The 766-nt window shown below is 67.8% G+C and carries 1 protein-coding gene; it reads left to right on the forward strand.

The genetic code is table 11. The features are described 5' to 3' along the window. On the forward strand, positions 1-766 hold a 766-nt coding region (locus tag AC0L14_RS34760), incomplete at both ends, for a transposase family protein (protein WP_473752230.1).

The following is a 766-nucleotide window of genomic DNA, read 5'->3' on the forward strand; positions in this document are numbered from 1 at the left end:
CGACGCCAAGCTGATGCATCGCGCCCGCGAGCGGCTGGTCAAGCTGGCCGGGAAGCACGGCATCCGCCTGCGCCAGTCCTATGCGCGGGTCGGCAAGATCGCGCTGATCAAGCATCAGCGTTATGCCCACGCCAAGCAGTTCAAGCGGGCCAACCGGCAGCTCAAGCGGCTGCGCACCATGCTGGGCGCGGTGATCCGCGACATCACCCGCAAGATCGCCGGGCGGCCGGAGCTGATGGCGCCCTTCGGTCTGCCGCTGTCGCTGGCCCGCCGCGTCAGGGACCAGCGCCAGCGTGAACGCGGCAGGAAGGTCTACTCCCTGCACGCTCCCGAGGTCGAATGCATCGGCAAGGGCAAGGCCCACAAGCCCTATGAATTCGGCGTCAAGCTCTCGGTCGCCACGCCGCTCTATCGCAGCCGCGGCGGCCAGTTCGTCGCCCATATCAAGGCGATGCCCGGCAATCCCTATGACGGCCACACGCTGGCCACCGTCATCCCCGCGATCGAGACCTCGATCGGAGCCAACCTCACCAAGATCGTCGCCGATGCCGGCTACCGCGGCCACAACGCCCCGAAGGACAAGACGTTCAAGGTCCATGTCGCCGGCTACAAGCGCGGCCTCACCAAGGCCGTCAAACGGGCGCTGCGACGCCGGGCCGCCGTCGAACCCGTCATCGGCCATCTCAAGAACGACCACCGCATGGGGCGCAACTTCCTGGCCTTCTCCGAAGGCGACGCCAACAACGCCGTGCTCGCCGCCGTCGGC

Source organism: Mesorhizobium sp. WSM4841 (assembly GCF_055811515.1).